Genomic DNA, 25,268 nt, shown 5'->3' with positions numbered 1-25,268 from the left:
TTTCAGGCTATAAAAGTAATGGAATGACAATAAAACGGGAACGAAAATGATGGCCCAAAAAAACTAAAACTGCACGGTAACTTTACCTTTACCCTTTTTGCCTTTTTTTACTTTCCATTGCGGGCCTTGTTCAATAAGGCGTTTGGCAACTTCATCGCAGTTATCACAAAGAGATTTATCTACTTTAATATTGGTGATGGTACCATTTGATTTTACATCAAAAGAAAGTTCTACCTGCCCGTGAATATCTTTTTTCGTTATGTCATCGGGTATTTCAATATTATTATTAACGTAGGTGTTATAATTATCCCATCCGTCAGCCGGCTCTACATTTATTAAAGAATCTCTTACCAAAGTAGCTCTACGTGATGTTTTAGCTTTTGCGGTTGAACTGTTTCCCACAACTGCTTTATATCTTGATGCTGCATCTTCTTCTGCCAAAACAATTTTATTTTGCTGTACAAAACTTTGCAAAGTATAAAAACGTGGCTGATAACCGGCAGCTTTTACTTCTACAACAAGCAGGGAATCGGATGATACTAATCTGAAATTACCTTTCGCATCTGCATAAGTACCAAAATTCTCACTTTTAATGCTGATGTTAGCAAAAGGCAAAGGGCTGTTATCCGCACCTACAACCTGTGCTGCAAAACTCTTGTTAAGCGGAGCTTCTCTTTTTAAGTAACCTGAAGTTTCCTTATCAACCAGAGCCTGCCGGCCTTTTTCATATTGCGCCTGTGTTGATATTCCGTTTTTAGCAATATTGCTGTTGAAATATTTAGCTGTTTCTTCAGTTTGTTTTTCGTTAGCGTTATTACTATAATTTACTGAAGGTGCAGTGGCAGGAGGAAGGGGGCTCCTGTCTTTAATAGCATCATTATCTACACTTGCAACGCCATCTGGTTTCAGGTCAATGATTGGAGATTTTTTAGCAGGCCTGTAAACAAAAAGACTGTCAGCTTGTATTGTTTCTTTTTTTGCAGCAGTTTTGTCAATAACAGTGTATTGATTGCTCGCTGAAGTAATTTGTTTTGCTTCGTTCTTTGCTACAGCAGTTGCATTTTCTGATGAAGTTTCGGGTAAATTTTTAAATGCATTGGTGTCTGCAACAACTTTTTCTTTTTCAGCCTGCGGCTGTATGTTTTTTGCAATAGTCTGTTTCTCTTCTTTATTCAACAGCAGGTAAGCTATAGAACCTGTAGTGCCTAAAAATAATACTGCCGCAGCTACCTTCCACCAATTATTCTTACGCCTTACCGGCATTGCAATTACTTTGGCCTGGTTTTTCTCCCTGCCAAAATCATTCTTTAATCCGGCAAGTTGAGCTGCCCAATCTTCCTGTGGCACAGATTCATAACCTTCCATGGCTTCTGCCAAAAAAGGATCATCCAGTGCAGCTTTTTCCATGGCATGCATTTGCAAAGGCGAAAGCTTGCCATCCAGGTATTGTGCAATATCTGCTGCGGTGTAAATAATATCGTTTTCTTTATTGTCCATTGTTAATGGTGAGTCGTGAATCGTCAGTTGTGAGTTGAAGAGTTCTTAAATTTAACGTTCTCTCAAACCCTAAACATCTAAACCCCTAAACTATAACTCCAGTCCCTTTTCGTCCATACATAATTTCAAATTTCTTCTGCCATTTTGGATATAACTTCTTACTTTATTCCAGTCGTACCCCGTAATAGCAGCAATTTCGTTATAACATTTGTTCTCTAAATAAAATAGTTGCACGCTTTGCTTTTGCTCTTCTGTCAAAGTATCCAAACACTGTTCCAATTTAACAAAATTGCTCTCTTTTTCCAACACTTCGCCATTCAGATGCGTATTTTCCGCTGATTGCATAAAATCCGCATTAAATTCCGTGGTTTTCATATTACGGGGGCTTCTAAGCTGCATCAGGCAGTAATTTCGGGCTAAAACGTGTAACCAGCCTTTAAAATTATCCACCTCATGTTGCTTTAGTTTAGTATTTAGCTCCTCATAAATATCCATCACAGCATCCTTACACCTTTCGGCATCTTTAAAGTACTTCAGGCAAACACCAAATACCAGGTCCATATAACGCTGGTAAAGTGTGCTCAAATAGTTGGTATCACCGCTTTCTTTAAAAGCTGTTACCAGTTCTTTATCAGTAGTTTGGTCAGGCGATATGTTTTTTAAAAAGGTCAAGTTTGTAATTCCGGGAAAAGCAATAGTTTTTAGTTATCAGGTTTTGTATATCAGCATGTTGCATCACTTATTCAAAATATACTTTCACAGTTTGATAAAATATCCTGTTACTCATATACTGATGCTGCTGTTGTTTTTCCGAATACCCTTGTAAGCCAAACAAACCTGCAGCATTACCTTTATTAATGGCAATTTCCAGGTAACCGGCAGAATTAAATAAGGCCAGTTTTTCACCTTCTGATACATCTGCATAGGTTTCGCTTACTTTGTCAATCACTTCATCTCGTTTAAAAACAATTTTAAAACTTCTGCCTTTGCGTTGTTCTTCAAAGTCTTCTTTGGTAATATTAACGATCACGTTCTCAAAATTATCTATAAATATAATTTGTCCTTCAATCCAATTATTGCCCAGCATCGGTTTTAACGGATTTTTTACTTGTATTGGTATACTGCTGTCGCCCATTTCTTCCAGGCCCTGGCCTAACTGTAATTGGGTAAAGGCCTGTGCAAATATCCTGGTACAATAAATGGTATTTTTTTGTTCTGTTTTATCCAGCGCTAATGCCACTACTTTTTGGGGCACTTCTTCCAGTATCATAGTCAATAAGCCATTATCGGCGCAACCAATAAAATGGCCATTATGTTCAGCCAGCAACATGTGCTCGGGTTTGGCATCAAATAAATTCACCAATACTAAATGAAAGCTGCCTGCCGGAAAATTTTTAATCGCATTGCGGCATACATACGCTGCCTGCGGATAATTAAAGGGAGAGAGGTGATGGGTAATATCTACTATTGTAAATTCATTATTGGTCTGCAATAGCTGCCCCTTTATTGCGCCAACTAAAAAATCCTGTTGGCCAATATCAGATGTTAGGGTTAGTAATGGCATTTATGATAATGAATAATTGAGTAATGATTAATTAATAATGTACGGTCTCTAAACCCTAGACCAGCTACCGTACAAGTCCTCCATCTTTAAAAAAGAATTTCTTCACTAATTTATCAGTCAGGGATGGAAAAATTTTATTGAGTAAAACAGTGCGTTTATCAGAAAAAGTAAATACTAAAGTTCGTTTGCGTTTTTCAATTGCTTTGATAATTTTTTCGGCACATTCTTCCGAGCTCATCATTTTTTCTTCGTGCGCTGTACTTACTTCTACCAGCTTGCCTTTACTTATCAATGGCACGTGACGTATGTTTGATTTTGTAAAACCCGGGCAAACCCACATTACCTGTACACCCGAATCCATTAATTCAGTACGTAAGGATTCTAAAAAACCAGTCATTGCAAATTTGCTTGCCGAGTAGCCGCTTCTTCCCGGAAGGCCCCTGTATCCTGCAACAGATGAAACACCAACAATGGCCCCTTTTCTTTCTATGATTGAATTTAATGCCAGCTTGGTACAATAAAGCGTTCCGTAAAAATTAATATCCATTACTTTTTCAACTGCTTCAATCTCTATGTCCTGCAACACACCCCTGATATTTATCCCGGCATTATTGATAAGTATATCAATGCCTCCGAAAGTAGCAATGGTAGAATTGATGAAGTTTTTACAATCATTCAGGTTACTTACATCAGCTACTAATGTATGTAAAGGCAAACCGGAGTGCTTTACCTGCAGGTCATATAATTTATCCTGGTTACGGCTGCAGGTGGCCACTTTTGCGCCCATACTTATTAATGCATCCACTAATGCTTTTCCAATACCATCACTTCCGCCGGTAATGGCTACTACTTTATTTTGAAAAAATGTACTCATAAAATAATTATAGGCAAAAATAAGTGAGTTATCGGGGTGAAAACAAACAAAATGTTGAAAATCAAATTTAAATGTTGAAAAAGTTTGCGTAAAAAATTTGCTGCAATATGTTTTTACCCTATTTTTGCACTCCCAATTAAAAAAGGGACAGGAGAATTGGTAGCTCAGTTGGTAGAGCATCCCGATTTCAAATCGGGAGGGCCTCTGGGAAATATAAATTTAACTGTAGTTTTTAATAAGGATGAATTGGTAGCTCAGTTGGTAGAGCAATACACTTTTAATGTATGGGCCCTGGGTTCGAGTCCCAGCCAGTTCACAAAAAACCTCAGCATTAGTTGAGGTTTTTTATTTTGGGATGGTTGCTATTTTAAATTTTGTAAATAAAAAATTATAAAGCCATCAAACTACATCCTCTTATATCACTATTATCCATTCTGCCCAAAACTTCAAAACTTCCATTGCTATATAAACGGCCTACATCGCTGGTGGCAATAAAGCAGCAACTGTAAACATTAGCAAGGTCGATAATGTTGAGTGCTCCTGACACGGGCTTTTCTTTTATATCACTGCTTAAATGTATTGCAAAAGGATCATCTTCTTCACGAATTACTACTTTCATCCATGCCGGGCAATGAAAAATTCCATCACCTTTAGAATAAGCCTGTGATAATAATTCTGTCATCCCATACTCTGAGTGCACAAGGCTTGTACCTGAATTTTTTTGTAACAGTTGATGCACTTCCTGTCTTGTTGCTTCCTCCCGCCGTCCTTTCATACCGCCGGTTTCCATAACAATGGTATTGCGTAATTGCATCGGATATTGCTCTGCAAAATCAAGTAAAGCATAAGTAACTCCAATTAATAAAGTAGGTTGTTTTAAAATTTCGTTGTGTAAAAGTGTGCGGTGTAATTTCTCCAGGTCGTACAGGTAAAAACCGCTTAAACTGCTGTTGCTTTTTTTTATCAGTTCGTCTACCATAAAAACCAGGGAAGAATTATTTCTCTCTAAATATGAGGGTAAAAGTCCTAAGATGCATTTGTTTTCCGGTGCCCCGTAAAACTTTTCAAAGCCTGCAGAAAAGCTTTTTTTATACAGTTGCACATCTTTAATATAATGCCTGCTGTTTACAGTACCAGTGGTTCCGCTACTTTCAAAAACAACTTCCGGTTCAAATGCAGTTGTAGTAATCTGGTGCGATTTAAAAAATGATATTGGTAAAAAAGGAATCTGCCTGAGTGTAGTAATAGTTTCTGGTGCAATCTTCAGCAGATCACAGTATTTGCGGTAGACTTCGTTATTGCCGTATTGAAATTGAAATAATTCCAGTGCCAGCTCTGTAAAGTTGTGTTCAGAGGCAGCAAAAACCCTTTTGTCGAGGTCAATATTTTTAACGGGATGTTTCAATTTCTATCTGTAAATTTGAGTAATAATATACAAAGATGCGATATACACTATTAGTTGCTATGCTTGTTATGGTTTTTGTTGGCTGTAAAAAAGATAAATTTACAACAGTTCCGCAAATCAGTTTTAAATCTGTAAAACCAAATGCCTGGTTATCCTCTTATACAGCCTTTCAGAAAGATATAGCCCCTGTACTAACAATTAATGTTACTGATGCAGAAGGTGACCTGGGCTTTAAAGCCGGCTCAGATACTTCAAAGATCTATGTAAAGAATCTTATCAACAATAAAATTGATTCATCTTTTTTACCAGATTTAAAAACAGCTGCACAGGCTAATTTTAAAGCAGATATAGACGTTAATTTATTCAATGTATTGGGAGGCAAGCCGGGGGTAACCACAAGGCCAAGGGTGGATACCTTGTATTTTGAGGTTTATATAAAGGATTTTGCAAAAAATAAAAGTAACGTTATTATAACCGGAGCCCCGGTTTATTATATTGTACAATAATGAAGTTATTTCACTTCATTTTATCTCATTCTATTTTTATTGCCATTTGCGCTGTGGCATTGTGTTATCAAACAGCCCTGTTGCTGCACATTAATTTAACGGGGTATTTGTATGCCTTTATCTTTTTTTCTACTATAAGCAGTTATAATCTATACTGGCTTTTAAGTGGTTACAGTTTTTCCAGGCGCCCGATAAAAATTTTTCTGCAACAATATTACAGCAATGCAATTGTTATGGCTATCGGTAGCATAGGATTGATTTATTCACTGTTCTATCTTACTAAACTATGGCCTGTAATAATTGTAGGATTGTTGCTTACGGCACTTTATACCATTCCGCTATTACCTTTCAAAGTATTTCTCATTGCACGCAAAGCAGGGTTACTTAAAACTTTTTTACTGGCACTCACATGGTCATTTGTAACAGTATACATTCCTTATAAACAAAATCCAACAGGTAATGATATTACACTGATAATGCTCTTTAATAACAGATTTCTTTTTATGCTGATGTTATGTATCATTTTTGATGCAAGAGATACAGGGGTTGACAAAATACGGGGATTACAGAGTTTAACCACTGTTATAAAACCCAAAACAGTTCAATATATAATGGCCGCAATATTTATTGCTTATATTATTAACGGCATAGTTTTAAGAGTTTATTATGATGAACCCATGCAGATAATAGCTTTATTGGTTACAGGCGTAGTTACAGCTGTTGTTTACTTTTTCTCTCTTAAAAAGCAAGGCTATATTTTTTATTATTTTGGGGTAGATGGGTTGATGTTATTTTCGGCTTTGGCAACTTATGTGGCAAGTATTTAGTTATTTTGCTTTTTATAAATAAACTAAAATGGCTAAAGCAAAAAAGACCAAAAGTATTTTAACAGAAGAATCCTATACATTTCTTAAAAATTATATCAATAATCCTTCTCCCACGGGTTTTGAAAGCAGCGGACAAAAGATGTGGCTGGAGTATGTAAAACCATTTACAGATACTTTTTTCACAGATCCTTATGGAACAGCAGTTGGGGTAATTAATCCTGATGCGCCATTTAAAGTAGTAATAGAAGCGCATGCCGATGAAATAAGCTGGTTTGTAAATTATATTTCCCCCGAAGGATTGATCTATTTAAAACGCAATGGCGGTGTGGATCACCAGATTGCACCATCAATGAGGGTGCTGATACATGGTAAAAAAGGAGCTGTAAAAGCAGTGTTTGGCTGGCCTGCCATTCATACCCGTATGCAAAATCCCGAGGCAAAGGAACCTCAGCCTAAAGTGGATAATCTCTTTTTAGATTGCGGTGCAAGAACTAAAAAAGAGGTGGAAGACCTGGGTATACATATTGGTGCTGTTGCCACATACGAAGATGGTTACGAAGAACTGCATTACGATTTTTTAATAGGCAGGGCTTTTGATAACCGTGTAGGTGGTTTTATGATTGCAGAAGTAGCAAGATTACTGAAACAAAATAAAAAGAAACTGCCTTTTGGTTTATACATTGTAAATGCTGTGCAGGAAGAAATCGGCCTTCGTGGTGCCGAAATGATTGCACGGAGAATAAAACCCGATGTGGCTATTATTACTGACGTAACGCATGATACTTCAACACCGATGATCAGTAAGATCATACAGGGTGATACGGTTTGCGGTAAAGGACCTTCTTTAACTTTCGGGCCTGCCGTGCACAATAAATTATTAGACCTGGTACAAACTGTTGCCGGAAAAAATAAAATTCCTGTGCAATTGCATACCGTTAGCAGAAGCACAGGTACAGATACCGATGCATTTGCATACGCTAACGATGGTTGCCCTTCAGTTTTAATTTCTATCCCTTTACGCTATATGCACACCACGGTGGAAATGTTGCACAAAGATGACATTGAAAATACAGTGAAGCTGATGTATGAAACATTATTGACCCTAACCCCTAAAACTAATTTGAGTTATTTTTAAACAATACTCATGTCAAAAGGGTTAATCATCTTTGTAGTGGTGGCAGCAACAGGGTTGGTTGTTTCAGTAATAATCAATATGAAAAAATCAGCAGATCAGGCACATCAGCGGCAGGAGAGCATTTTAAATGAATTTAAACGTGTTGACGAAAGCCTTAAACATTCAACTTATGCTATTGATTCTGCCTATAAAAAATTGCCTGACTCACTTATCAGTAAACCCGATAAAATAAAATAATGGAAGACCGGTTTATAAAATATTCGAAATTATATTTCCTGATATTTTTATTGTTTCTTTCTGTGCCTGTAATAATTGCATCGCTGGTGGGAGTATTCTGGGGATTTTCAAAAATTATTTCATCCAGGCCTACAGATATCATCTACGAGTTATTGATCATGTCTCTTCCTGCAGCCATTTTTGCAAGTGTATATTATATTTTTTTTAAAAGAACCGCAAAGCATCCTTCTATACCGGTAAAACTTATTTCCCGGGCAATATTTACAATAGGTTTTTTATTAAGCCTGGTAGTATTATTGAACGATTACATCCGCTATTTTAATAAAGCTGCTTTTGGGAGCGATGGTTACTGGAGCTTTACCTTGCTTTTTTTAGCCGGTAATATTGCCACACTTTTTCTTATGGCAATTATACAGGCATTTACTACTAATAAAGAAGTGGATTGGATGGAAAAGAGAAAGCAAAGGGAGGGTAATGTATAACTCTTTTATAAGCATACCCATTTTTACACCGCATAAATTGGTTTTAATCTGTGAAAATCTGTGTAACCTGCCTGCAGGAAGGCAGGTGGCTAAACCAAAATTCCCTGCTAAGAATAGCAGGGAATAATCAAAACCAACTGTATGCTTATGAAAACTCTTACTGAATATTAATTTCTTTTGTAACCGCTTTTACTTCTTCTTTTTTAGGAAGACCAACATGTAAAATGCCATTCTCATACTTAGCACTTATGTTTGCAGCATCAATCTTTTCATCTAAAGTAAAACTGCGTTTAAAAGTTTTTGCACTGAATTCTGAACGGATCACCTTATCAGTTTCAGATTTGGTTTGTTCTTTCTTTTCGGCACTGATAGTTAATGTCTCACCTTCCAGTTTAATATTGAAATCGCTTTTATCAAAACCCGGAGCAGCAACCTGCAAATGGTAATGATCATTTTTCTCAACAATATTTACCGGTGGAAAACCAAATACATCCTGCCTTACAGTTTTACCAAATGTTGAAGGCAATTCATTAAAAATGTCGTTCATTAATCCGTCGAAAGATTTTGCAAATGGGTTGTTTGTTTTTACGAGTGTCATGGTTATATAATTTTAGTTTTTAAAAATTTGCTTACACCAATAAGTCTTCAAATTATATTCCAATCGTTTTTTTATGCCTAAATTTCTGTAATGCTGAATTTTTGCAGACAAAGTGTCTTATTTTTTATTTTAAGCATGACATAATTGCCTGTTTTGCTCAAGATAATATTCCAGATATGGTAAACACTAAGTGGAGAAAAATGATTTCTTAATTGTTTTAAGTCAGTAATTTTGTGTTCCTAAAAATTTATTACACATGTATCCAGAAGAAATTGTAATACCAATGAAAGAAGAGCTTACAGAAAATGGCTTTTCTGAAATGACTACTTCGGCAGAAGTTGAACAGACTATAAATGATGAGGGCACAACTTTAGTAGTAATCAATTCTGTTTGTGGCTGCAGTGCCGGTACAGCAAGACCAGGCGTTTTAATGGCAGTGCACAACAGTACTAAAAAGCCAGATCACCTGGCCACAAGTTTTGCAGGTTTTGATGTTGACGCAGTAAAAAAGATCAGGGAACACCTGTTACCTTATCCTCCATCTTCTCCATCTATTGCTCTTTTTAAAAATGGCCAGTTGGTACATTTTATAGAAAGACATATGATTGAAGGAAGAAGCGCACAAATGATTGCCGAAAACCTTATCGGGGCTTTTGAGCAACATTGCAACTAAGTAAAGATGGGTTAGTAAAATACATCCTCCTGTTTTGCGGGAGGATTTTTTATTGATTTGATGTATCAGAATATAATTTCAATGTACTGGGTAAATGTATCGAAATACAATTTCAATGTACAAAAGGAAGATGAAGTCATTAACTTTTTCATCGCTTTATTCAATATCTTGCAATATATAAGCAGGTAAAATTTTTAATAGCTTTCCGGCTTATAAAAATCTGAAATCTAAAATCATAAATCAAAAATAGGATGTATCCCGATTTATACTACGTTTTTAAAGACTGGTTTGGAGTAAAATGGCAAGGACTTGGAATCTTACATACATTCGGCCTGATGGTAGCTGTAGCTTTTATTGTGGCAGCTATAGTGCTTACAAGTGAGTTAAAGCGAAAAGAGAAGTTAGGCTTGTTATCGCCTAGGGAAGAGATGATTACGGTGGGAAAACCTGCTTCATTTTTGGAGTTGTTGATTAATGGGCTGATAGGTTTTATTTTTGGGTTTAAGGTGCTGGGGCTCATTTTTAGCCGTCCCGATGATGTGAATCCGCAGGATTATGTTTTTTCTAAACAAGGCAATATCCTTGGTGGCCTGGCAATAGGTTTACTATTAGCCGGATTAAAATGGTACGAGAAAAATAAGCAAAAACTAAAGGAACCCGAACGCCGCAATGTAAGAATATGGCCGCATGACAGGGTGGGAGATATCATTATCCTTGGATTGCTCTTTGGTATTTTGGGTGCCAAGTTGTTTGATAATTTTGAAAACTGGGATGAATTTGTAAAAGATCCGATAGGAAGATTGTTTTCGCAAAGCGGCCTTACTTTTTATGGAGGTTTAATTGTTGCGGCAATTGCCATTTCTTGGTATGCAACCAAAAGAGGAATTAAGCTGATACACCTTGTTGATTCTGCCGCACCGGCTTTAATGATTGCTTACGCAGTTGGAAGAATTGGCTGCCAGGTGGCAGGCGATGGCGATTGGGGTGTTTACAATAGTGCTTATGTTGCTGAAGCTAACGGAAAGGTCAGGTTGGCTAAAGAAGGTGAATTTATGGAAGTCCTGAAGAAAGACTCTACCTATTTCCTTACCGGGAAAATGCCTGATGCAAATCAATATAATGGAAGGATTTTCAGTTCTTTAGAAAAGGTATCTCATATTTATTATAAGAACAATTCTTTCTTACCTGATTGGTTATTTGCCTACAGCTATCCCAAAAATGTAAATGATGATGGAGTGAAAATAGCCGGAGACGATGATGAACACAACAGAATGTTGCCTGTGCCGGTTTTCCCTACACCCTTATATGAAACAATTGCCTGTAGTTTGCTTTTCCTTTTCTTATGGAGCATCAGGAAACGCATAAAAACACCAGGGATAATATTTGGCATTTATTTGGTATTAAACGGTTTAGAGAGATTTGCTGTAGAAAAAATACGGGTAAATAATACCATTCCTATATTTGGATTACGTCCTACACAGGCTGAAATAATATCCTTACTGCTTTTTATTTCGGGCCTGGTGCTTATTATTATACAATCAAAAAAATCAAAGGCGGCCGAAAGTTGATCTAATCCAATTACATTATTCATTAATACCTGTTTACCACTAATAATATGTGGTTGTAACTATTTCTATTGCTCCACCGTAACAGTTTAGTAGCTGTTTTCTTTTCATTTTACGTTTTATACCGATTATCCACTTATTTTGCCGTTCAGTATAAAACAATGTACTATGCAAAACAAAGTACCTACTTTTGTGAAGTAGTTATCAAAGTATATAACTGCAATTATTAATAGCCGTTCCGGATTAGCCACCGGAATTAAAAACAAAAAAGTATAGTCATGAAAAAATTTTTCAACCTTTTGGTTGCAAGCACTATTGCTATGTGCAGCCAAGCCCAAACAAACACAGCCGGCAAAATCACCGGCAGCATTAAAGACGGCGGACAACAAAAGATCATCGATGCCGCTTCAGTTTCTCTTTTAAAAGCAAAAGATTCCGGTTTGATTAAAGTTGCCATTACCGACAAGGAAGGCAATTTTATTATTGAAAATGTAAAGGATGGATCTTATTTAGTACTGGCTACTTCCGTTGGCCATTCCAAAACCTACAGTAAAGTGTTTACAATTTCAGCTGAGCAGCCAACGGTTAGTGTTGGTGTATTGCAGTTGGTTCCGCAGGATAAAAGCCTGGCTGGAGTTACCGTTGTATCTAAAAAGCCGTTTATTGAAAGAAAGATCGACCGCACTATTGTAAATGTAGATGCCGCTATTTCAAATGCAGGTACTACAGCTTTGGAAGTGCTGGAAAAAAGCCCCGGTGTAACAGTAGATAAAGATGGTAATGTGAGCCTAAAAGGAAAAGCAGGCGTTACTATTATGATTGATGGTAAACCTGCTTATTTAACAGGAGCGGATCTTACCAATTTATTGAGAACAATGCCATCTGGTAATTTAGACCAGATTGAAATAATGACTAACCCTTCTGCAAAGTATGATGCTTCAGGTACGGCAGGTATTATCAATATCAAAACTAAAAAGAACAAGCAAAAGGGTTTTAATGGTAGCGCCAACACTTCTTACGGCCAGGGTTTTTATGCAAGAAATAATAACAGCATTAACCTCAATTACCGCAACGGAAAGTTTAATGTGTTCAGTAATTTCAGTGCCAGTTTCGATAAAAATTACCAGGACCTGTACATCTTGAGGAAATTTAAAAATTCAACCGGCAGTATAGACAGGATATTTGAACAGGATGCTTTAATGTACCGTACAAATGAAAATTACAATGGTAAAATAGGGGTGGATTTTTATGCATCTAAAAAAACAACGATTGGTTTTGTTGCAACAGGCTTCAATGCATCCCATGGCCAGGATGGTTTAAATACTACCTATTTCTACGATGGTGTAAAAACTTTAGATTCAATAGCTGTTGCACAAAATAATGAAGATGGCCCATGGAAAAATGGTTCTCTCAACTTTAATTACCGCCATACATTCGATTCAACCGGAAGGGAATTAACAATGGATGCGGATTATGTAAGTTACAGATCGGGTAAAACAATGGATCTTTTAAACAACTATTATTCTGATAACTGGCAGCGTACAGGTGGCGATAATTTAGTAGGAGATCTGCCTACAGATGTAAATATCTACACTTTTAAAGCGGACTACAACCAGAATCTTAAAAGAGGTATTAAATTAGAAACAGGCATTAAATCTGGTTATGTAAATACAGATAATACTGCGGGTTATTTTAACATGGTTGGAGGCAATAAAGTGGTGGATCTTTCAAAGACCAACCGTTTTCAATACAAGGAAAACATTAATGCCGCCTATGTTAATGTATCTAAAGAAATAAAAAAATGGGGCCTGCAAGCCGGCTTAAGAATGGAAAATACCAATAACAGCGGCAACCAGTTTGGTAATCCATTACACACTGATTCATCTTTTAAAAATAGTTACACAGGCTTATTCCCGAATGTGTTTGTAAGCTACAAAGCGAATGATAAAAACCAATTGTCATTTTCTTATGGCCGCAGGATCAGGCGTCCCGATTATGAAGACCTGAACCCATTCCTTTTCTTCATTGATAATTATACTTACGAGCAGGGTAACCCGTTTTTACAACCTTCTATTGCCAATACTTTAGAAGCATCACATACCTACAAGGATTTTTTAACTACCTCGGTTAATTACACCCATACAAAAGCTTTATTTACCGAAGTATTTGAACCTAACGGTAACGCCATTGTGGTTACGCACAGAAATTATGGTAGTTCTGACAATGCCAGCTTATCTGTAAGCGCACAAGTACCGGTAACAAAATGGTGGATGTTTATACCTTATGGCGAATTGAATTACAGCAGCTACAAAGGGGAATTTACCTCGGGCCAGGTAAATGTAGATGCCACAACATTTACTGTGAACATGAACAACCAGTTTACTTTTAAAAATGGCTGGAGTGCTGAATTGTCGGGCTTTTACCGCACCAAGGGTATTGAAGCACAGATTTTAATTCATTCATTAGGTCAATTAAATGCTGGTGTACAAAAACAAGTATTAAAAAAGAAAGGCACAATAAAATTAAATGTACGTGACATCTTTAAAACAATGACTCCGCATGGAGAGATCAATATCCAAAGTACAGATGCAAGCTTTAGTCAGCAAAGAGATAGCCGGGTGGTTACTTTAAGCCTGAGCTACCGCTTTGGTAAACCATTAAAAGGTGTAAAAAGCAGGAAGTCTGGTGGGGCAGGAGATGAGCAAAGCAGGGTGAAAGGAGCCAATTAATAAGTTGAAGGTTGAAAGTTGAAAGCGGTGTTAAAAGGTTGGACAATGCTTTTAACTTTCAACTTTCAACCTTCAACTTTTTTAGTACTTTTGAAAAAAATAATTGCTATGCCATCTTTTGATTTTTCAAGTAAAGTAGATCTGCAGACCTTAGATAATGCCATCAACACTGTAAGTAAGGAAATTACCAATAGGTTTGATTTTAAAGGCAGCCCGGTGGTGATTGAATTGAATAAAAAGGAATTTAAGGTGAGCCTGGAAGCCGAAAGTGAAATGAAGCTCGGGCAAATAAGGGATGTAATGATCAGCCGAAGCATGAAACAGGGGTTGGCAGCAGAAGTGTATGATTTTAGTAAAGAGCCGCATCAGAGTGGTAAAGTAGTGCGACAGGAAGTGGTGGTAAGAAATGGTATAAAACAGGAAGATGCCAAAAAGATAGTAAAACTGATAAAAGACAGTGGTTACAAAGTACAGGCAGCCATAATGGACGATATTATCAGGGTAACAGGTAAAAAAATAGATGATTTACAAGAAGTTATACAGGCAAGCAAGGGCTGGAACCTGGGTATAGCTTTGGCAGTGGTGAATATGAAAAGTTAAGCAACCCGATGTTTTAAGAGCGAACACCAGCTAAAAGTTGCAGGTTTTAAATGTTGTAACACTGAAAAATTAAACAGAAATCGTATAATTCCCATTTTTTTAGTAAATTTGCATCCTAACAAAAGTATTATACGGCAAAATCCGTATAGCAAAACAGAAAAATTATGAAAAAAGGAATTCATCCGGAAACTTACAAAACAGTAGTTTTCAAAGACATGAGCAATGGCACTTCATTTTTAAGCCGCTCAACAGCATACAGTAAAGAAACAGTAAAATGGGAAGATGGAAACGAATATCCGGTGATTAAACTGGAGATTTCAAATACTTCTCATCCTTTTTATACCGGTAAAAACGTATTGGTTGATACTGCAGGTCGTATTGATAAGTTCAAAAAACGTTACGAAAAGAAGGCAAAATAATTGGTAAAGATCATTATCTTTATTTGAAGTTTGTTTTTCATGGCTATACTTTAAGTCCCTTCGGTTCTCCGGGGGGATTTTTTTTGCCGTGAGGTGGCCACAGATTATACAAATTCCACAGAAGAAAATGCTAATCTGTGAAATCTGTGCAATCTGTGGCAAAAAAGGATTCGCCGCAGGCGAATTATCATTATAAATGCGGTGCTCTTATCTGCAGGACTATTTTTCATTGCTTCTTAGTAGTTTTACAATATGCAAAAGATAATTTTCACCGAAGAATATTGCAAACCAAAAAATCTTCATCCGTTCACACTTACCCGGCATATCCAGGATATCCGTGTTGGCATTTTAACTATCAGGGAAAAATGGGAAAAGCTGCTGAAACTGCCTTCGTTCGACAAATGGGAAGGTTATTATCTTGATGATGAGCATTCAGTAAAAATTGATAAGAATATAGGTAAAGACATTTACCTGATGGTACATGCCAATGTATTACCAACAATGGCTATCATCAACAAAATAAAAAAATTACAACAGGGTGAATTTTTGTCGGTGAAAGATGAAGGCGGTATTGCTTATAAATTTTCTGAAAAAGAAGTACAGGGCCTCCATAAAATAAAGATCAGCCGTTCGGTGGAGCATGACGAAAGTTTAAAAGTATTACATTATCCCTGGCAGATATTTCAATTGAATGATTGGGCCATAAGAGAAGATTTTAAATTGATCACTGCTAAAAGAAAAAGTAAACCCATTTCAAAAACCAACAAGCTCATTAACCCTTCCCAGATATTTTTAGAACCTGGAGCAAAAGTGGAGCATTGCATTTTAAATGCCTCTGCAGGTCCCATTTATATTGGTAAGAATGCAGAACTGATGGAAGGCTGCATGGTGAGGGGGCCGTTTGCGATGTGCGAAGGCAGCCTTGCAAAAATGGGCAGTAAATTTTATGGCGCTACTACTATTGGCCCTTATTGCCTGGTTGGAGGAGAAATAAAAAATTCTGTGTTAATGGCTTACAGCAATAAAGCCCACGATGGATATTTAGGCGATAGTGTTATAGGAGAGTGGTGTAACCTTGGCGCAGGAACCAGCAACAGCAATATCAAAAATAATTGTGGTGAAGTGAAATACTGGGTACATGCTGATAAAAAAGAGATGAGTGCAGGAAATAAAGGCGGTTTATTAATGGGAGATTATTCTAAAGCCGCTATCAATACTTCTTTTAACACCGGAACTGTAGTGGGTATTTGCAGTAATGTGTTTGCACAAGGGCTTACACCAAAATACATTGAGCATTTTAGCTGGGGTTGCGATGGTATTACAAAATATAAATTAAATAATGCTTTAGAAGACATCAATAAATGGAAGCAATTAAAAGGCTTTTCAATTACTGAAAAAGAAACAAAAATTTTGACGGATATTTACAAAAAAAATTAAACCAACATCAATGCGTAAACAAATTGCAGCAGCCAACTGGAAAATGAATCTGACTCTTCAACAGGGCGAAACACTAATTGACGAATTATTAAGTACACCACACGAACTAACAGAAAACCAACTTGCAATTTTTGCAGTGCCTTTTCCTTATTTAATTTCCATAAAAAATAAATTAGCCGGTAAGAAAAATGTTTTTGTGGCAGCGCAAAACTGCAATAACAAAAAAAGCGGAGCTTATACAGGTGAAGTAAGTGCAGAGATGCTGAAAAGTATTGGTATACAATATGTGGTATTAGGCCATAGCGAACGTCGTGAATATTTTAGTGAAAGCAATGCCATGCTTGCCGAAAAAGTAAATATCTGTTTTGAAAATGGGATGGTACCGGTTTTTTGTTGCGGCGAGCCTTTAGCTATCAGAGAAGTGGATACACAAAACAGTTATGTAGAAACACAGCTTAAAGAAAGTTTATTTCATTTAACAGCAGAACAATTAACAGGTTTTATAATTGCTTACGAACCCATCTGGGCAATCGGTACCGGCAAAACTGCTACCAGTGGACAGGCGCAGGAAATGCATGCACATATCCGTAGCGTATTAGCTGCTCAGTATGGCAATACTGTTGCCGACAGCATTTCTATTTTATATGGAGGAAGTGTAAAAGCGAGTAATGCAAAAGAAATATTTGGCAAACCAGATGTTGATGGAGGCTTAGTAGGCGGCGCTTCATTAATTGCTGCAGAATTTGCGGCCATCATTAATGGATTAAAATAATAATCAGAACTGTAATCAGCTAACAGCTTTACCGGATACCTGGCTTTTCTCAGCAATAGCTACTTCGGTAAAGCTGTTTAATTTTTCTATATCTAAAACAGTGTTGTTAGCTTCTTCGTTGCGATAATACATAGGATTGAACCTGGCACCAAATACAATTTCTTTAAAAGTGTAAGAACTGCGTGCCACAACGGTATTGCTGAACATATCGTCAAACGCTTTTATAAAGATCATTAATTCGCCCCGGGTGTTTTCAAAATCTTCTTTACTATAACCATAGATAGGGCTGTCTTCTGTAATGGGGTGAACAATAGTCCAGCTTAGTGTGAGTGCATTTACATGATCGTATTCTAACAGCAAGGGAAAAAATTTATTGGCAACTTTTCCATTTTCTTCTACAGACATACCCAAAGTTACTTTAGCTTCAGCATCGGTTAGTGTGGTGTTTTTAAAAGGAGCAATGCGTAACATTAGTGCAGTACCTTCTTTAAATGGCGCAATGATAGCATTGCCTGAAAATTTAAGATAGGCTGTAGGCTTACTGAATCTTCCATAAAATAAGCCGGTGGCAATGGCGAAACTCAATAACCCAATCAATGCTTCAAATGCCGCAATAGTGCTGGCAAGGTATCCGGATGGGCTTATTCTTCCATAACCAACTGTAGTAAAAGTTTGTGCGCTGAAGAAAAAAGCTTCACCAAATTTTTCTAATTCAGAACCTGTATTCAGCCCCACTAAATGGTTTACGCCAACAAAATAATACACACAGGCAAAAATAAAATTAGCTACAATAAAGAAAGTAAATAGTGTAAGTAAAAATTTCCACCTGGGAAGCGAAAGCAAAGAATGATACCAGCTTATCCTTTCCAGTAAACCAATACCTTTTTTTTGAATATTGGGCTGCCCGTTTTTATTTAAAAACCGGCCGCCATAATCTGATGCATTTACTCCAAAACCGGTGTTGATAGCTGTTTTAGCTTTGGTGTTTAATTTACGAAGGAGTGCCATGTTGTTTATTTTGAATGCTGTAATTTAAGGATAATTTTTAGTCGGATAAAAAAAGCAGAGCATATCAAATAGTCTTAACTTTGATACTACTTAACTCAGTTGAACTTTTATGTTCATAAAAAAATTATACCGGTATAGTAAGGTGATGTTTTTTGTTTTTATTGCCTTTGTAATTTCATTTCTTTTTATAAATTATAAATGGGGTTTGGTGGCAACACCGGTTTTTGAGTATGGCATGTTTGCGGGTAAATTTTATTTAAAAGATACTCAAACCGTTTATACAGTGGTTGCTAATGATAAAATGATAAACAATGCAGCAATTTCATTTACGGAGAGGGATGTTATACAGATATATATTGAACGATATCAAAAATATAAAACTGTTAATGCAGAAGTGTATGCTACAATGAAAAAATATGTAGGGTACACAGGGCTTGCCTCATTTATGCAGCATGATAAATTTAACCCGGCAATTGCTGACACCACATTTACCAACTGGTATAAAGAAAAAATTAAAGCCATCGCAGGAGTGCCTGTAACATCACTTAAAGTATACGAGCAGCATTATGTATGGCAAAACGGAGTATTAGCGGCTATTGATACACCTTTTAAACTTACCTGCATTGTTCCTTAATCAATCCCATAGAAAAAGGTTTATTCTTTTTTATTTTTTTTGTTTTACTATAAGCTATTGCTGGCTTCTTTTTCATGGTTTATTGTTGCACCAGCTTAAACCGGTTTTTTTTATTAACCGTTTGGATTTTACCCAGAATATTTTATTTGTTACAGGCATTCAAAATGCAGTGATTAAAAGCAGTTGGTTGCAGTTGTCATTTGATATTGTTTATTATGTATTACCCCTTTTATTATTAGTTTTAAGCAGTAAGAGAAATAAATGGCAATATCCGGTAGCAATAATTACAGGCTTAGTTAATCTTGTATATGCATTGTTGATTACTTCGCTGGGGATGTTAAGTGTGGAAGGTTTTACAGGCTGGATGATAATTCCATTGATTTTTGCCTTACGTACTGATAAAGGATTTTATTATGCCTTGCATTGCATGCGGTATGTTTTTTTACTGATATTTTTTTCGGCCGGGCTTTGGAAAATACGTGGAGGAGGGATTTTTAATATGGAGGAAATGAGCGCCATTCTTATCCGTCAACATGCGCCTTATATAACTGTGGCCCCCGGTGACTGGTTCTCCCGTTGTGTTTATTACCTGTCTAACCATAATCTACTTTCTTACACGCTGTATTTAAGTGCCACACTTGCTGAACTGATTTTTGTTATTGGTTTTTTTACAAAACGGTTTGATAAATTATTAATAGGTGCTTTTATACTTTTTGTTGTGCTCGACTTTGCTTTAATGCGGATCAATTATTTTGCCTGGAGTGCTTTTTTAGGCTGCTTGTGGTTTTCTACATATAAAGAACCTGGTAGAGAAATTGCAAACTAAAACCTAAAGGTGAAAATGTGCGTTCACCTGGTTATAAACAAAAAGGGGATCGATTGTACTGAGGCAGGCAAAGTCGGGGCATTGCATCGGATCGGAAACCCTGGTTGTATTGGCATTTATCCAGCCAGAGCAAGGCCTGCAGTTAATATCGCTGATAATTACTTTGTGATTGGTGCTATCTAAAAAAGAGTAACCGTATAATGTTTCGCTGCTGGCACCAAAAATTGAGACTGTTTTTTTCTGCAATGTTACAGCCATGTGCATAATGCCGCTATCTAAACCAATATAGCCATTGCTGTGGGCCACTAAGTTAAATGCTTCTTCTACAGAAGTTTTTCCTATCAACACTTTGCAATTAGTAAATCCGGGGTCATTAAAAGCTTTGATGTATTCCGTTTCTGTAGCATCTCCTAAAATGATGAAATCAATTGTTTTGTGCGATTTGCATAACATATTCATCAGCGTAAGCCAGTGCTTAACCGGCCAGTTTTTATAAGGCGTGGCATTGTTACCTGCAGAGACCTGCACTATAAAGTATGGTCCTCGTTGATTTGCTATATATTTTTTTACCAATTGGGATTGTATTACCGGATGAGGCAGGAAATAATCGCTGATTTGTTTTATTGCTGCATTTTGAGAACTATATAATAAATGCAGGTTTTGTTCTGCATCAGTAAAATTTAAAACGACTTTCTTATTTCTTTTGCCTGGCACCAGTTTTTTTGTAAAAGCATTTGTTTTGGTTGTGCGTTTGCCACATATTTTCGCCGCTGTAGTAATGATCTTTCCACCACCAGTATGATTTATGTAAATATTGGCGAAATGTTTCAGCCTCGTCAACACGTACATAAGCAATGATAATTTTGAATTGATGTGTACTTTAACGTTCAGCAGCGTATCATCAAATAAACAATCATTTTTGTACCTGGAATAAAAAATACCGGTAACATGAAATTGTTTTTTCTTTAATTCTTTCAACAAGGGGATATAAAGCAATGCATCTCCCAGGCCTGCGGTAAAAAGTATTGCAATCTTTCTTTTTTTTACTGGTAGTAGTTTCATTAATTTTAATTGCTGCAAGTACAAAGAATGATAAAATTATTTACAACCATACGTAAAAATTATTTTGATAACACTGTTGAGTTGTCAAAGCTAAGTAAAACATTTTTTGTATGGGCAATCGGGCTGGTTTTAGTATATGTCTCCAACATCTACCTTATCAGGTTAATCGGCCTCACTCAATACGGAAAATACACAGTTTTTGTCAGCTGGGTATCCCTGATCAGTACTTTGCTCACTTTTGGATGGGATGGTTACCTGATGCAGAAAATACCTCAGCTACCTAAAAATAGTTCGGGCAAGATAACAACTGCTTACATACTTAAAAAGGCCATTGCAACATTCATCGTGCTGTACACTGTTTTTACACTATTGATTTTATGGCTTGCCAACTACAATAAAAGCGCATTGGATTTTTTAGAAGCAGACCAGGTGCCGGCATTTTTATTACTTATTTTTTTATTTACTGCACTGGTATTGCTAAGATCTTTTTTAAAAATATTTCATTGGGTTACCAAAGTGCAATGGCTGGAAGATTTTTTAAAACCGCTGGTGCTGTTTATCGTAATACTCTGGTATTATAAATACAAAGTACAATTGTCTTTATCTGCTTTATATGACATTAATCTGTTGGTATTTGCCGGTATTACTATCTGCCTTTTTTTCTTTGCCATAAAAGTTTACAGGAAAAATTTTCACCTTGAACCATCAGCAGCTATGGCAACAGAAAAGTGGTTAAGCAAATGTTTTTATTTTATGTGCATATACCTGGGGTACAATATTTTTACCCGTATGGAATTACTGTTTTTGGGCTTTTTTACTAAAAATGAAGATGCAGCCCGGTACCAGATATTGTTGCGTATTTCAGATCTTGTTTTTGTGCCAGATGTTTTATTTAATTATTTCCTGCCACAAAAATTTGCCCATTATTTTGGTAACAAAAATATTGAAGAAGCAAAAAAACTGTTTAAAAATTCTGCAAAAACAATTCTGTTATTGGCAGTACTTTGTTTTTTAGGTGTATCGGCAATTGGTTATTTCTACCTGCAAAGTTTTGCTGTTGCCTCACCTGAAATGTATATACTGCTTCTTATTCTTTGCAGCGCACCAATTTTCAATTCTCTTTTTGGCTCATCCAATCTTGTTTTAAAAGCATCAGGCAATGAACGTTTTTCTTTTTATGCATTACTGATCATTCTTATTGTGGAAGCTATTGCAAATGCGGTACTTATTCCTTTGTACGGACTGAAAGCAGCAATAGCAGTTTCCTGGTCAAGTATTTTTTTATATAACCTGCTGCTTTCTTTTTTTGTACATAAACGTTTGCAGTTCTATAGCAGATACAGCAGTATTTTATTTTCTGTAGCTAAAAAAAATAAATAGCGAATAGCGTTGCAGCGGATTGTAATAACAAACTTATTTTATTGCCGCAATTATTTCTAAATGAGGAATAGTAAGTGTATGCAGTAAGCTTGTAAAATTATCGTAGTTTAAAAACTCCTGTAACATAGTGGTTTCATCTACAGAATAATTAAAGTGATAGTTTTTATTTATACTCAATAATAAATTCAGGCACTCTGTAGCCTCATTCAAAAATTCAGGTAACAATACTTCAAAAGAAATATAGTTTACTGTATGTGATAGCCCTTTTAAAACGTTTTGTTCATTGCCTTCTACATCAATCTTTATAAAATCAGGTATACCATGTTTAGTTATTAATGTATCAAGGGTTGTGGTTTTTGCTTTCAGTATTACTTCTGAAAATTTTACAGGTTCAATCCACCTGTTGTTATTATCTTCTTCCAGTATTGTTTTCCATTGCGGGTTAACACTGTTTAATGGAGAGCCGGGTTGCTGAATGTAAAAGTTGCATTCTCCAATATAATCCGTTATTGCAAATGGTTCTATGGTAACATTTTTGCTGTTACCAAAACGAATACCAAGTATTTCAATATTGTGAGGATCAGGATCGCAGGCCACTACTTTGCCGGCAAGTTTTTTAAAAACAATAGTCTTGTGTCCATCATTGGCACCAATATCGAATATTAGTTTACACGATGGTAAAAACGATTGATAAAATGCCAGCTCTTTCAGGGCTGCTTTATGTTGTGGCCGGTTAAACCATTTATAATACAGGTTACCAATGCCAGAGTATTTAAGCTGATTAAACAGCCTTAACTTTTTTAAAATATTTTTTACTGTAGTTAACATGGCACTGTTTGCAAGAGAAACGAAAAGTTATTTTACGGCTTTCATTTGCATCACTTCTTCTAAAAATTTTTTCGTTTCATTTTCCACACTTATCACATCGCCTGATTTTATTGGTGATGCAATAACATGATTTCCTGCATCAGGTATGGCTACTGCTTTTTTATGCAGAGAGTCGGTAGCTAATGCTTCAAACATTTCTTTCATAGCGCTTACTTTTACCACTTTGTCCTGGTTTTGTTCATCTTTATAATAATAGAGCATCAATACGGGTTGTTTTACCTTGCTGTAATTGTCTTTATTCATGGTGGTTTCCAGCATTTCTTCCAATGTTACTAAGGCTTCAAGGCGGTAAGGTTTATTCCAGTATTGTTTGTAAATAGAACGCTTATCGTCAGGGTCGTTGTAATTACAGCCTTTAACCAGCCTTGCTATTTGTAATCCCCAATGGTCATTAAGCAACCAGGCATTTTTATCATTGATAGCAATATTAGGAGAGTATAAAATCAGTCCGGCAATTTCATTGGGATAAGTGGCGGCTAATTGTATGGCCTGCGTTGCACCTGTACTGGTGCCCATCACTATAACTTTGTTACCTAGTTTTTTACCAATGGCAAAAGCCTCTTTTACGCTTTCCCAATAATTATCTGCAGTAAGGTTCACTAACTGTTCGGAGGTATCAATACCATGTTCAGCTAATCTTGACAGGTATAAATTGCAGCCAAATGTTTTCGCAATATTACGGTGTACCGGATCACCTTCTTCCTGCGAAGCAGAAAAGCCATGTAAATACACAATAGCATATTCAGTTTTTTGTTTCAGGCTGTCATTGGCCCATACAATTCTTGCTTCGTTATCAGGTTTTAGTTTGTGCTTAGCTTCATTGGCAGCAACAAATTTATCCAGTTCGTTTATAGCGGGCATTAAAGGTAGCGAGGTAGTGTATTTAGGTGTTTCCGGACGAGGCCCGAATAAATACACGATAATTAAAATGCCAATTATGTACAATAATATTTTTAACCAGCGCATAAGCAATTTTTTATGAAGCTACATTTTTTCTATTGAAAAGAAAGCATTGCCAAAAGGGAATATATTTTATTATCTTGTTGAAAAAAATCTATGGGGATTACGGGTACTATAAAATATGTGCAACTTTTATTGGTAGTGTTGTTAGTGGCCGCTGGTTGCAGCCGCCCTGCCAAATTGGTAACTAAAGAAGATGCAATAGCGTTTGCCAAAGAAATTGAGCTTACCATTAATAAAAGAAACAGCGGGTTTTTAGATGATGCTATTGATAAAAAAGAATTCATTAAAAGAATGGCATTGCCAAAAACAAGTGATGCAAGAGGATTTGGTAACGGTGTAATGGAAACATTAAAACTTGGGAGCAAGATTGTGGAAACTTTTAATGATGGGGATAAGTATACTTTTATTAAATGTTACGAGACAAACCATGTATATCATATTATCTTTCGGTTTTTCAGGGAAAAAGATGCCGGGCTTAACTACCAGGATTTTGAACTGGTAATGGCAGGTGATAAGTGTAAGATTGCGGATGGTTACATGTATTCTACAGGAGAAATGCTTTCTGAAACAATGCATCAGATGTATTTTGCTACACTACATAATGTTGGCCAGGAGGAGGAGGGGTTAAAAAAAATAAATGAAATCAAAACGCTTTATCAAAAGGGTAAAAGTTCAGAAGCAAAAGTTATTTATAATTCGTTGCCTCAATACCTTAGGAAAACAAAAATGGTGTTATTGCTGAATGTATACGTTTCTGAAGGTTTATCTCTTGCGGAATACGATGAGGCGCTGAAAGAATTCAGGGATAATTTTCCAAACGAAAGAAGCATGAATCTCATGATGATAGATGGCTATTATATGCACCAGGATTATGTAAAAATGCTGGCAGCTGTAAATGCCCTTGATGTGCAGATAAATAAAGATCCTTTGCTCGATTATCACCGGTTTCTTTCCTATAAGCTATTAGGGCAAAAAGACAGCAGTATCCTGTGTATAAAAAGGTTATTGAATAATATGCCCGATTTTCAAAGGGCATATATTGAAAATATTTCTTTTGAGTTGGGAAAAGGGAATTCTGTACAAGCAGATTCTCTTATAGCAGTTTATCGTAAGAAGCCGGGATTTGACCAGCAAAGATTAAATGATATCATTGATAGTAATAAGAAATAATAATAATTTCTTTAACT

At 36.3% G+C, this 25,268-nt stretch carries 26 protein-coding genes and 1 tRNA gene; 17 read left to right on the top strand and 10 right to left on the bottom strand.

What is annotated here, in order from left to right; translation table 11 throughout:
- Positions 1-63: 63 nt before the first annotated feature.
- The 4 genes from ACQ334_RS15265 to ACQ334_RS15250 all read right to left on the bottom strand — a co-directional run bounded on the left by ACQ334_RS15265 (position 64) and on the right by ACQ334_RS15250 (position 3,935).
- Positions 64-1,497, bottom strand: a complete 1,434-nt coding sequence (locus tag ACQ334_RS15265) for a carboxypeptidase-like regulatory domain-containing protein (RefSeq protein ID WP_430989106.1) — start codon at positions 1,495-1,497, stop codon at positions 64-66.
- A 90-nt stretch (positions 1,498-1,587) separates the two neighbouring features.
- Complete coding sequence (locus ACQ334_RS15260; RefSeq protein WP_430989105.1) at positions 1,588-2,169, bottom strand: RNA polymerase sigma factor; 582 nt, start codon at positions 2,167-2,169, stop codon at positions 1,588-1,590.
- 67 nt (positions 2,170-2,236) lie between these two features.
- Positions 2,237-3,061, bottom strand: a complete 825-nt coding sequence (locus tag ACQ334_RS15255; protein ID WP_430989104.1) for an SAM hydrolase/SAM-dependent halogenase family protein — start codon at positions 3,059-3,061, stop codon at positions 2,237-2,239.
- Between the two features lie 64 nt (positions 3,062-3,125).
- Positions 3,126-3,935, bottom strand: coding sequence for an SDR family oxidoreductase (locus tag ACQ334_RS15250; protein WP_430989103.1), 810 nt, complete (start codon positions 3,933-3,935; stop codon positions 3,126-3,128).
- A 243-nt stretch (positions 3,936-4,178) separates the two neighbouring features.
- Here ACQ334_RS15250 and ACQ334_RS15245 point away from each other — a divergent pair.
- A tRNA-Lys gene (locus ACQ334_RS15245) sits at positions 4,179-4,251 on the top strand.
- A 72-nt stretch (positions 4,252-4,323) separates the two neighbouring features.
- Here the strand turns inward: ACQ334_RS15245 and ACQ334_RS15240 are convergent.
- Positions 4,324-5,340, bottom strand: a complete 1,017-nt coding sequence (locus tag ACQ334_RS15240; RefSeq protein WP_430989102.1) for an acyl transferase — start codon at positions 5,338-5,340, stop codon at positions 4,324-4,326.
- A 35-nt stretch (positions 5,341-5,375) separates the two neighbouring features.
- Between ACQ334_RS15240 and ACQ334_RS15235 the strand changes: the two genes are divergently transcribed.
- The 5 genes from ACQ334_RS15235 to ACQ334_RS15215 are packed head-to-tail and all read left to right on the top strand — an operon-like array spanning position 5,376 to position 8,527.
- Entirely contained in the window at positions 5,376-5,846 is a 471-nt protein-coding gene (locus tag ACQ334_RS15235) for a hypothetical protein (RefSeq protein WP_430989101.1), read from the top strand.
- On the top strand, positions 5,846-6,673 hold the full coding sequence (locus ACQ334_RS15230; RefSeq protein ID WP_430989100.1) for a hypothetical protein: 828 nt from the start codon (positions 5,846-5,848) through the stop codon (positions 6,671-6,673). Before ACQ334_RS15235 ends, ACQ334_RS15230 begins: the two co-directional genes overlap by 1 nt.
- Before the next feature lie 28 nt (positions 6,674-6,701).
- Complete coding sequence (locus ACQ334_RS15225) at positions 6,702-7,808, top strand: M42 family metallopeptidase (protein WP_430989099.1); 1,107 nt, start codon at positions 6,702-6,704, stop codon at positions 7,806-7,808.
- 9 nt (positions 7,809-7,817) lie between these two features.
- Positions 7,818-8,045, top strand: a complete 228-nt coding sequence (locus ACQ334_RS15220; protein WP_430989098.1) for a hypothetical protein — start codon at positions 7,818-7,820, stop codon at positions 8,043-8,045.
- Positions 8,045-8,527, top strand: a complete 483-nt coding sequence (locus ACQ334_RS15215) for a hypothetical protein (RefSeq protein ID WP_430989097.1) — start codon at positions 8,045-8,047, stop codon at positions 8,525-8,527. Before ACQ334_RS15220 ends, ACQ334_RS15215 begins: the two co-directional genes overlap by 1 nt.
- A 157-nt stretch (positions 8,528-8,684) precedes the next feature.
- Here the strand turns inward: ACQ334_RS15215 and ACQ334_RS15210 are convergent, their stop codons facing one another.
- Positions 8,685-9,125, bottom strand: a complete 441-nt coding sequence (locus ACQ334_RS15210) for an Hsp20/alpha crystallin family protein (RefSeq protein ID WP_430989096.1) — start codon at positions 9,123-9,125, stop codon at positions 8,685-8,687.
- Between the two features lie 256 nt (positions 9,126-9,381).
- Between ACQ334_RS15210 and ACQ334_RS15205 the strand changes: the two genes are divergently transcribed.
- The 7 genes from ACQ334_RS15205 (at position 9,382) to tpiA (ending at position 17,320) form a co-directional block, all read left to right on the top strand.
- Positions 9,382-9,798, top strand: a complete 417-nt coding sequence (locus ACQ334_RS15205) for a BrxA/BrxB family bacilliredoxin (protein ID WP_430989095.1) — start codon at positions 9,382-9,384, stop codon at positions 9,796-9,798.
- Between the two features lie 251 nt (positions 9,799-10,049).
- A complete protein-coding gene (locus ACQ334_RS15200; RefSeq protein ID WP_430989094.1) occupies positions 10,050-11,366 on the top strand; it encodes a prolipoprotein diacylglyceryl transferase in 1,317 nt (438 codons plus the stop codon).
- A 275-nt stretch (positions 11,367-11,641) separates the two neighbouring features.
- Positions 11,642-14,092, top strand: a complete 2,451-nt coding sequence (locus ACQ334_RS15195) for a TonB-dependent receptor domain-containing protein (RefSeq protein WP_430989093.1) — start codon at positions 11,642-11,644, stop codon at positions 14,090-14,092.
- A 90-nt stretch (positions 14,093-14,182) separates the two neighbouring features.
- Complete coding sequence (locus tag ACQ334_RS15190; protein WP_430989092.1) at positions 14,183-14,692, top strand: YajQ family cyclic di-GMP-binding protein; 510 nt, start codon at positions 14,183-14,185, stop codon at positions 14,690-14,692.
- Positions 14,693-14,856: 164 nt separating this feature from the next.
- Complete coding sequence (locus tag ACQ334_RS15185) at positions 14,857-15,111, top strand: type B 50S ribosomal protein L31 (RefSeq protein ID WP_430989091.1); 255 nt, start codon at positions 14,857-14,859, stop codon at positions 15,109-15,111.
- 252 nt (positions 15,112-15,363) lie between these two features.
- Positions 15,364-16,548, top strand: a complete 1,185-nt coding sequence (locus ACQ334_RS15180; protein WP_430989090.1) for a putative sugar nucleotidyl transferase — start codon at positions 15,364-15,366, stop codon at positions 16,546-16,548.
- Between the two features lie 10 nt (positions 16,549-16,558).
- The gene (gene tpiA / locus ACQ334_RS15175; protein ID WP_430989089.1) at positions 16,559-17,320 is read left to right on the top strand and encodes a triose-phosphate isomerase; all 762 of its coding nucleotides are present in this window, start codon (positions 16,559-16,561) and stop codon (positions 17,318-17,320) included.
- Between the two features lie 15 nt (positions 17,321-17,335).
- Here tpiA and ACQ334_RS15170 read toward each other — a convergent pair whose 3' ends face one another.
- Positions 17,336-18,328: an ion channel gene (locus tag ACQ334_RS15170; RefSeq protein WP_430989088.1), complete on the bottom strand. Its 993-nt coding sequence runs from the start codon at positions 18,326-18,328 to the stop codon at positions 17,336-17,338.
- Between the two features lie 109 nt (positions 18,329-18,437).
- On the opposite strand from ACQ334_RS15170, the gene ACQ334_RS15165 reads away from it, so the two are divergent.
- Both ACQ334_RS15165 and ACQ334_RS15160 read left to right on the top strand, forming a co-directional pair.
- Positions 18,438-18,962 carry a hypothetical protein gene (locus tag ACQ334_RS15165; protein WP_430989087.1) on the top strand — a complete coding sequence of 175 codons (525 nt, stop codon included), beginning with the start codon at positions 18,438-18,440 and terminating at the stop codon, positions 18,960-18,962.
- Positions 18,963-19,083: 121 nt separating this feature from the next.
- Positions 19,084-19,788 (top strand): hypothetical protein, encoded by a 705-nt coding sequence (locus ACQ334_RS15160; RefSeq protein WP_430989086.1) that lies wholly within the window; start codon positions 19,084-19,086, stop codon positions 19,786-19,788.
- Positions 19,789-19,791: 3 nt separating this feature from the next.
- Here the strand turns inward: ACQ334_RS15160 and ACQ334_RS15155 are convergent, their stop codons facing one another.
- Entirely contained in the window at positions 19,792-20,850 is a 1,059-nt protein-coding gene (locus tag ACQ334_RS15155; RefSeq protein ID WP_430989085.1) for a glycosyltransferase family 9 protein, read from the bottom strand.
- 27 nt (positions 20,851-20,877) lie between these two features.
- Between ACQ334_RS15155 and ACQ334_RS15150 the strand changes: the two genes are divergently transcribed.
- Entirely contained in the window at positions 20,878-22,230 is a 1,353-nt protein-coding gene (locus tag ACQ334_RS15150) for a lipopolysaccharide biosynthesis protein (protein ID WP_430989084.1), read from the top strand.
- Between the two features lie 33 nt (positions 22,231-22,263).
- Here the strand turns inward: ACQ334_RS15150 and ACQ334_RS15145 are convergent, their stop codons facing one another.
- Positions 22,264-23,058 (bottom strand): FkbM family methyltransferase, encoded by a 795-nt coding sequence (locus ACQ334_RS15145; RefSeq protein WP_430989083.1) that lies wholly within the window; start codon positions 23,056-23,058, stop codon positions 22,264-22,266.
- 27 nt (positions 23,059-23,085) lie between these two features.
- Entirely contained in the window at positions 23,086-24,084 is a 999-nt protein-coding gene (locus tag ACQ334_RS15140; protein ID WP_430989082.1) for an alpha/beta hydrolase, read from the bottom strand.
- A gap of 90 nt (positions 24,085-24,174) precedes the next feature.
- On the opposite strand from ACQ334_RS15140, the gene ACQ334_RS15135 reads away from it, so the two are divergent.
- Positions 24,175-25,251: a hypothetical protein gene (locus tag ACQ334_RS15135; protein ID WP_430989081.1), complete on the top strand. Its 1,077-nt coding sequence runs from the start codon at positions 24,175-24,177 to the stop codon at positions 25,249-25,251.
- The last annotated feature ends 17 nt before the right edge of the window (positions 25,252-25,268 follow it).

It is taken from the genome of Ferruginibacter sp. SUN106, from assembly GCF_050611765.1.
In the GTDB taxonomy this organism is placed as follows: Bacteria; Bacteroidota; Bacteroidia; order Chitinophagales; family Chitinophagaceae; genus Ferruginibacter.
This window is presented reverse-complemented; position numbering and strand designations above follow the sequence as displayed.